Source organism: Sphingobacterium sp. UBA3549, from assembly GCF_002376635.1.
Lineage (GTDB): Bacteria > Bacteroidota > Bacteroidia > Sphingobacteriales > Sphingobacteriaceae > Sphingobacterium.
Window position 1 is genome coordinate 63021 of sequence record NZ_DFOE01000010.1, and the last position, 8114, is coordinate 71134.

The window sequence follows — 8114 nt, forward strand, 5'->3', positions numbered from 1 at the left end:
AAGTCTATTCAGTCACTCTTTGCGAAGGGAAAGAATAAAAACATCGGCTAATTTAGTTATTTTATGGTAAATGAGGATACCCCCTCATGGTCGGATTAGAAGGCTTCATTTAGCCCTAAAAAGAATCCTCGGGAGCCATATTTTCCAAAGGCATAATCTAGACATAGATTTGTGCGTGTTGCTTTATTAAACAGCACCCGCAATCCGGCACCGCCACCAGGCTGCCACCGTTCAAAAAGTTTGGTGCCCAGTTCATCGCTGGCTGTCTGTAGGTTAAAAAATGCAGCTCCGCTTAGAAAGCGATTCTTGAGAATTGGAAACCGGTATTCTGTTTCAGCATAACCGAAAGAAATTCCTTTGAAGTAACCAATGGTATAACCGCGGCCACTTCTAACAGCAACGTCCCTTCCTGTTCCAGGTAGGTCAAAGTAGGGAAGTGTGCCACCAAGTCTGTACGAACCCCAATACCAAAAAGCCAGGACATGGGCAGGGTCGGACGGAGATAAGCTAAAGTACTTTCTGAAGTCGGTAGTAAGCTGCACAGCACTTTTGCTACTGCCCAGCAGCGTTGTATTCCATCGCACACCTATATCGGAATAGATTCCTTTATAAGGCCTATTGGGGTTATCCCTTGTCATATATTGCATATTGAGCAGGAGTCCATTGGAATTGTAACTGTCGGGTTCGAAGCCGTGTTTTTCAGTATAGATTGTATTGGGTGTAACGTTGCCATTAGGACCGCTACTGTTTATTTTACGGCGTAGGTCAAAAGCCAGTCCTGCCCCGACAAAGAGATTGTCGGCAATGCGCTTATAGACTTTTTCGTTAAATGTAAATGCATTATATTTTGCCCCATACTTCTTATGCTCTGGGTTGGCAAGGATCTCCTCATCTGCATTGTTCCATTTGCCCTGGGGAGTCATACCCAATCCAGCGTCTAAAGCGACCATTTTAACAAGCGCAAAAGCACCCTGGAAATTTAACTTATTGTTCGGTGTAAACACATTGTGACTGATATAGAACACCATGATATTTTTTGTGGTGATTGAGGCCGATGTCGCGGCAATTGACATGGTCGTTGTTTTTGGATCTCCGAGTATCTTCCCGGCGACAGCCTTGACGCCAATCTGACCACCAATGGTCGGATTGTATGCAATATTGGGCATTAAGGTAATAGGCGAACGTTTGCTGGCATGGGCCTTCTTTCGTTTGGGATGGATAATTCTTCCGATTAGATCAGAAATATCATATTGACGCGCCAGAGCTGAGTCGCGCTGATCTTTATACTGCGCAATAGAATCTGTATTTGTATCGGTTTGAGCACAAAGCAGTGTCGGGATTAAGATTAAAAGCATACCTAAAAAAGCGTGTCGGAGGAAGTCGTTATAACGTAGAAGTTGATGCATACCTTTGAATTTATCTTAAAAATAAACGTTAAAAAAAATAAAAAGTTTTCCAGCGGCTGAAAGCTGTCTTCTTTTTGCCATGTGAACGATGGTCAATAGCAACGGGGCAATAGGGATATTTTTGTTGTCAAGCTGGAATATTAAACTTGCAAATCACAACAAATTTATCTTAGTTTGATTATTTAAATTAGGATATGATAGGACGTACGATATTTAATTACGGATTGTCCCTGCTTTTATTGACAGGGGCGGCTCATGCCCAAGAGTTGTATACACCAAGAAATATTCAGCAAGCGATTGAAAAGGGAACCCGAACCACGACGGGTCTACCGGGAAAAAATTATTGGCAAAATTTTGGGAAATATGACGTGCGGGTAAAATTGGACCCGGACACAAAGATAGTAAGTGGAACAGAGACCATCTTGTACAGCAATAATAGTCCAGATACACTGAAAAGCATAGCGATTCGATTTGTCAATAATGTTCATAAACCCAATGCAGTGCGTGCGGCGTACGCTTCGGACGATTACCTGACTTCGGGGCTGGAGATTAAGTCGTTTAAATTGAATGGTCAAGTTTATGAAGTGAACAGCAAAGATTGGGGAACCGTAAAGTTAGCCGATTTTGGACAGAAAATCCTTCCGGGAACTACTGCAACATTGGATATCAGCTGGGAATATCCGCTTTCTATAGAGAGTGACCGGGAAGGGCTGCTGAATGCCTCTACCTTCTATTGCGCTTATTCCTATCCACGTGTGTCTGTATATGACGATTACAATGGCTGGGATCTCCTGGAACACAATGGGCGGCAGGAATTCTACAATGGGTTCAACGATTACCAATTTAAGATATCCGTTCCTAAGAACTTTGTCGTTTGGGCGACAGGTGAATTGACAAATGCTGCCGATGTACTACAAAAACCAGTTTTGGAACGTTTCGAAAAATCTAAACTCAGCGATACCCCGATACATATCGCGACAGATGCGGAAATGAAATCGGGGAAAGTGACAGCACAACAAGCGTGGAATACGTGGAAATTCAAAGCAACCTATGTCCCTGATTTTTGTTTCAGCGTGAGTGACAATTACATATGGGATGGGGGAAGTGTAGATCTGGGGAGTAAACGCGTCAGTGTACAGTCCAGCTATGTTGCCGGTACGCCAGATTTTGAACATTATATTGGTTGGCAGCAATACTGTATCGACTGGTTCTCCAAAAACTGGCCCGGAGTCACCTATCCCTACCCAACGATGACGGCGGTTCAGGGATTTGCCGATATGGAATATCCGATGATGATCAACGATTCGAGCGTACCTGATAATCTTGTGGATGCACGACAAACGGCGGACCACGAAATTGCCCATACTTATTTCCCTTTTTACATGGGTATCAATGAGACGCGGTATGGTTATATGGACGAAGGCTGGGCTACGGCATTGGAATTCTGGATTGGGAATGCAGAGATAGGAGCCGAAAAAAACAAAGCGCTTTTTAAGGATGCCCGCGTAAAGCGCTATATTTTGGACCCCGCTACAGAAGAAGACCAACCCTTGATTACCATGACTTCTCAGTTAAGTGGTTTAGGCTACGGTAACAATGCCTATATTAAAGCGGCATTATCCTACATTGCACTACGGGATTATCTTGGGGATGAATTGTTTAAAAAGGCATTGCACCATTATATGGGGCTATGGCATGGAAAACATCCTACGCCTTGGGACTTCTTTTATAGCATTAATGCCGGAGCAGGACAGAATTTAAACTGGTATTGGAAAAATTGGTATTTCAGCAATCATTACATCGATCTTAAGGTAGATAGCTTTAAGCGACTGAGCAGCAAAAATACCCTCACCGTCTCCAATGTGGGCGGATTTGCAATTCCATTTGATGTAGTGATAACCTATACAGATGGATCTATAGAAACAAGACATCAAACACCAGCGGTTTGGCAGCCCAATGAAAAGCAGGTAACGATATCCTGGTCCTCTGCTAAACAAGCCAAGCATATTACATTGGATGGAGGTATTTTTATGGATTATACCCCTAAAGATAATAGTTTGGACAACTTATAGTAGTCCAGTCGCTCGTGTCAGCTTTTATGTTTCAAAAAGGTTGACGCGATTGATGCCTGATTCCCAATAGAAGAATCTAATTTTGTGCCCTATGTCCAATGTAACCAATAGGGGGGCGTGCTCACGTGTAACTGGTATGTACGATTATTAACGACGAGGGTTAGGGTTGATCGATGGTTCTAAATGTCAGATTAATCCGTGCGCCGAAAGCCTTTTTTGTAGGTGGAAGTCGATGCAGCCAATAGGTTTGCGTCAGATCTTTCATGACCAAAAGACTGCCATGTCCTAGAATGATATCTATTTTTTCCTTACTGGTCTTATGCTTAAAAGCAAATTTGCGTTCAGCACCAAAGCTTAGCGAAGCAATTGCCCCATTTTTTTTAAGATCTTTCTCCGCGTCACTGTGCCAGGCCATACCTTCGTCGCCATTATGATAAAGATTCAACAGACAGGAATTATATGTTTCCAGTGTCTGTTTTTCCGCTATTTTTTTCAGCTCAAGAAGTTCCTTTGTCCACGGAAGCGCCTTTTTGGTGGTATTAGAATAACTATATTCGAACGCATCATCCCCATACCAGGCCACTTTTCGTTTGGTGATTATTTCATTTCCAAAAATAACGGCCCGATCGTTTACCCATTCAATTGACTCCATGAGTCTATCAAAATAGCGGTTTGCCTCCAGCACAGATAATATTTTGCCATAATAATTGACAGTACCGTCGTAAGGGAGTAAATTTCTATTGCCATCGAAGAGATTGTCGAAAAGTTCCATATTAGTATCTTTTTTTCTAAACAGCTGTATGAAAGCTCTCCCATCCGATCATCGCTGTCTTTCGCATCGGATCCCATCGATAGCCACCAAACATACCGCTGTTTTGTATCACACGGTGGCAGGGGATAAGGTAAGCAATAGGATTACTTCCAATAGCAGTACCAACGGCGCGGGAGGCTTTTGGGTTACCTATTTGAGAAGCAATAGCACCATAAGTGCTCAAGTTACCCATCGGAATTTTTAACAAGGCTTCCCAAACTTTCAATTGAAAGTCAGTTCCTTTTAAATGTAATTTTACCTGGCGGATATCTTTATTTTGAGGGTTTAATGCCTTAAGGGCACTATCGTGCATGCCATTCCCCTGTTGAAAATAGGTTGCTTTGGGGAATCGTTGCTGGAGCGATACAAGGGCTTGAGTCTGATCATCTGCATAGGCAATATGGCAAACACCTTTTGGTGTGGACGCAATGAGCATGGTACCAAATAAGCTTTCATAATAATCGTACAATATAATAAGATTGGCGCCCTCATTTTTATATTCGGCCGGAGTCATTCCCTCGATATTGATAAATAGTTCATGAAGTCTGCTGCTGCTGGACAGACCAAGCTGGAATGTCGTTTCGGCAATAGTACTTTCCTTGAGCAATGATTTCGCATGATTTATACTTACATATTGCAAAAATTTTTTGGGGCTCGTTCCTGCCCAAGCGGTAAACATGCGTTGAAAATGAGCTTCACTCATATAAACATGTGAAGCAATCTGACCCAATGTAGGCTGTATCTTAAAGTTCTCCTGTAAGAAATGTATCGCCTTGGCGATACGTTGAAAATCCACTTCTTGTTGAATAGTCATGATTGTTCATTTAATTTATACAAAGTTGCTAAAAAGAAGAAGCCTACAAAATCCGATTTATGCTAAATTACAGGTGGGATGAAGTCGATTTGTCTGAATGACCCAAGGACTTGTCCGGTGCGACAATGTCTCGGATCAGTTGTTTGAGCTCTTTTATTTCGGGGAAACGACCGGCTCTTTTTCGATCAAAGATCTCGTTGTCCGCCACGCGTACGGTATAACGTCCCGCAATTTCGCTGGGAACGAGCATTACCCCGTGGATATCTTCCGTAAACGAACTCAGCAACTCCTGCGCCATATAGGCGGCGCGAAGCATCCAATTGCATTTTGGACAATATTCAATTTCGATAACAGGTTTTGTTGCCATGCGTTAAGTTGAGGTACATTGTTTTGTTTCAAACAAATTTATTGATCCTACTGTTGGAATCAAAGCTATTTTTGTCATAGAAATTTCGAGATTGTCGTAATTCCAGCTTTTTAATATACCTACAGGCCATTCCATTATCCAGACAAAGCGCTCAACAGAATGGCTTGTAGGTATATGGAATAGCCTGTATTTGTTTGGTATTGTTACGCTGTCATTTGGTAGTTTAGCCAATTTTCAGTGACGTCATCGTTAGCGATCCTGCCACAGAATTGTCGTTGAAAAGAAAGAGTTCTTCATTTTTATCCTGTAAGCCCAACGTATAGATTAATGGCAGGTAATGTTCAGGCGTTGGAATTGCCAAGTCAAACTCTTTACCCTGTTTTCTAAAATCAATTAAAGCCTGGTGATTGCCGTCCTGTATAAATTTTTTCATTTTTTCATTGGCTATTGTAGCCCACTCAAAGGCATAACCAGTTGTATTCAGCTTGTCCCAGGCCACCATCCGCAGATTGTGCACCATATTTCCGCTGCCGATAATCAGAACACCTTTTTTCCGTAGCTCGGTTAATTGCTGTGCAATCTCATAATGGTATGCAGCCGGCTTCGTATAATCGATGCTCATTTGAATAATGGGTACATCTGCATTGGGATAAAGATGTTTAACAACTGACCAAGATCCATGATCCAGTCCCCATTTATCGTCTAGGTGAATATCCGCTTTGCTGACAATACGCTGCGTTTCTGCAGCGAGTGCCGGACTTCCGGGGGCTGGATATTGCACATCAAATAAAGCTTGAGGAAAGCCGCCAAAATCATGTATGGTGGCCGGATGTTCCATCGCTGTGACAAATGTTCCACGTGTTTCCCAGTGTGCAGAGACCACGAGAATTGCCTTAGGCTTCTCGAAAGTCTGGCCTATTTTTTTGAATCCCTGCACAAATTCGTTGTCTTCAATGGCATTCATCGGACTTCCATGGCCTAGAAATAGAACCGGATATTTGTCCGTTGCTTCGAGTTCGCCAGAAAATTTATATAAAGAGCTCACATGGTGTGCTGCACCAACTAAAGGTAATGTTGCCATAATTTTAATAAAATCCTTTCTACGCATTTAATATATTGTAATAGCGTCAATTTTCTGTACAAAGGTAAAAGCTGGGGGTGAGGCAGGGGTATAATAATCTGGTCAAACTGTTGTACTATTCGGAAATAAGCTTCTGAATTTCATTTCTGAATTCAGAAGGCGTCATGCCAGCTTTCTTTTTGAAGACATTGGTAAAGTAAGCTTTTTCTTGATAGCCCAGTTCAAAGCCAATTTCCGAAATCGTTTTATTCGTTGTCAACAGTAGATTTTTTGCTTCAATCAGTTTCCTGGTTTCAATAATCTCAGAAACGCTTTGTTGTAAGATACTCTGACAAATTAAATTTAGGTTTCGGGCAGACATAAAAAGCTTCTCCGCATAAAAATTAACGCCTTCCGGTCGTCGATAATTCTCTTCTAAGATCGATAGAAAATTCTTGAAAGTTGTTCCCTGATTTTTTAATTGTTGCTGTGCATCTGGAAATTGCCTTTTCCGTTCAGATTCAATCATCGCAAAAATCGTACTCAACAGCTGCTTAATGACACCATAATCGATAGCCGTCTGCAGCGTTTCCTGCTGCATGAGCTGACACAAGATCGTTAACCTGTCGAAGCAGTAGGGGCTAGCGAAGCTCAATGTTGCGTTTTCATGAAAATGAGCGTAGAGTTGGAAGGTAGTTTCGGGAATAAATTCGCTCTTGAAACGAATCACCCAAAATTCAATACGATTATTATTTAAAAGAGGTTTTACGCGGTGGTTTTTGCCCTGCGTAACAAAACTTATAAAAGGGGCAGTATACGTTTTCGTTTTAAAGTCAATAAAATGTTCGAGCCTTCCCGCTACGCCAATAATGAGTTCCTCGAAATCATGCTGGTGTATTTCGTTTTTGGATTGCTGAATACGTTGTGCCTCATCGGCGTCGATTTTATAGATTTTGAAAAGTTCGTTCAAAATGAGTAAGAAGATTAATCATCACTATACGAATATACGGTTTCGCTGGCATATTTTTTACTTTCGTACGTGCAGTCGAGTCGCTTGCGATGACCAATTATTCAAACTTCGATTATATGGCATAGTCGCTTCTTTTTCTGTTTCGGATAATGTCCTTTCGGTTTTGCTTTCATCGCTAGGCCATTGCGCTCCAAGTACGGTTGATTTGCGTTACTACCCTCTTATCCCTTAATCTAGTTTTTGTTTACCTATAGCTTAGCCTTAAGTTAGGTTTAGTATAGCTTATACCTATACTAAACCTAAACTAACCCTAACTAAACCCTAAACTAACCCATGATATGATGCAGGTTTAAATGCCCTCCATTGGCCGCCCGATACGACCATGTTTGCGGCCGTTTACGTCCAGCTCGGCGCTGCCTGCTGCATGCAATTTGGGCAAGATACCGGTCATGAGCCCCGGCGGTGTGCCTTTCCACATACTTCGTCCTCTCCAGTCATTCCGTCAAAGCGCAGCTGCCGGCCGCCCGCCTCCCCGCCCGCAGAACCTTTCACCGGCCAACTGTCCCTGCAGTTCCGCTCCGGGAGGGGGCTACCGAAAAAGAATCTCCCATCTT

At 42.4% G+C, this 8114-nt stretch carries 7 protein-coding genes; 1 reads left to right on the plus strand and 6 read right to left on the minus strand.

Annotated elements, in window-relative coordinates; genetic code table 11:
• Positions 1 to 95: 95 nt before the first annotated feature.
• Positions 96 to 1406 (minus strand): BamA/TamA family outer membrane protein, encoded by a 1311-nt coding sequence (locus B2W36_RS06420; protein WP_293886924.1) that lies wholly within the window; start codon positions 1404 to 1406, stop codon positions 96 to 98.
• 194 nt (positions 1407 to 1600) lie between these two features.
• Between B2W36_RS06420 and B2W36_RS06425 the strand changes: the two genes are divergently transcribed.
• The gene (locus B2W36_RS06425; RefSeq protein WP_293886926.1) at positions 1601 to 3478 is read left to right on the plus strand and encodes a M1 family metallopeptidase; all 1878 of its coding nucleotides are present in this window, start codon (positions 1601 to 1603) and stop codon (positions 3476 to 3478) included.
• 160 nt (positions 3479 to 3638) lie between these two features.
• Here the strand turns inward: B2W36_RS06425 and B2W36_RS06430 are convergent, their stop codons facing one another.
• The 5 genes from B2W36_RS06430 to B2W36_RS06450 all read right to left on the minus strand — a co-directional run bounded on the left by B2W36_RS06430 (position 3639) and on the right by B2W36_RS06450 (position 7500).
• The gene (locus B2W36_RS06430; protein WP_209578773.1) at positions 3639 to 4250 is read right to left on the minus strand and encodes an alpha-ketoglutarate-dependent dioxygenase AlkB family protein; all 612 of its coding nucleotides are present in this window, start codon (positions 4248 to 4250) and stop codon (positions 3639 to 3641) included.
• A 16-nt stretch (positions 4251 to 4266) separates the two neighbouring features.
• Positions 4267 to 5103, minus strand: a complete 837-nt coding sequence (locus B2W36_RS06435; RefSeq protein ID WP_209578772.1) for a methylated-DNA--[protein]-cysteine S-methyltransferase — start codon at positions 5101 to 5103, stop codon at positions 4267 to 4269.
• Positions 5104 to 5170: 67 nt separating this feature from the next.
• Positions 5171 to 5470, minus strand: coding sequence for a SelT/SelW/SelH family protein (locus tag B2W36_RS06440; RefSeq protein WP_293885696.1), 300 nt, complete (start codon positions 5468 to 5470; stop codon positions 5171 to 5173).
• A 223-nt stretch (positions 5471 to 5693) separates the two neighbouring features.
• Positions 5694 to 6551, minus strand: coding sequence for a 4,5-DOPA dioxygenase extradiol (ygiD, locus tag B2W36_RS06445; protein ID WP_293886927.1), 858 nt, complete (start codon positions 6549 to 6551; stop codon positions 5694 to 5696).
• A 115-nt stretch (positions 6552 to 6666) separates the two neighbouring features.
• Positions 6667 to 7500, minus strand: a complete 834-nt coding sequence (locus tag B2W36_RS06450; protein WP_209578769.1) for a helix-turn-helix transcriptional regulator — start codon at positions 7498 to 7500, stop codon at positions 6667 to 6669.
• Positions 7501 to 8114 lie beyond the last annotated feature (614 nt).

Bases quoted from the DNA above. Each gene is read 5' to 3' on its own strand.
- B2W36_RS06420 (WP_293886924.1), bottom strand. From the start codon at position 1,406: ATGCATCAACTTCTACGTTATAACGACTTCCTCCGACACGCTTTTTTA.
- B2W36_RS06425 (WP_293886926.1), top strand. From the start codon at position 1,601: ATGATAGGACGTACGATATTTAATTACGGATTGTCCCTGCTTTTATTG.
- B2W36_RS06430 (WP_209578773.1), bottom strand. From the start codon at position 4,250: ATGGAACTTTTCGACAATCTCTTCGATGGCAATAGAAATTTACTCCCT.
- B2W36_RS06435 (WP_209578772.1), bottom strand. From the start codon at position 5,103: ATGACTATTCAACAAGAAGTGGATTTTCAACGTATCGCCAAGGCGATA.
- B2W36_RS06440 (WP_293885696.1), bottom strand. From the start codon at position 5,470: ATGGCAACAAAACCTGTTATCGAAATTGAATATTGTCCAAAATGCAAT.
- ygiD (WP_293886927.1), bottom strand. From the start codon at position 6,551: ATGGCAACATTACCTTTAGTTGGTGCAGCACACCATGTGAGCTCTTTA.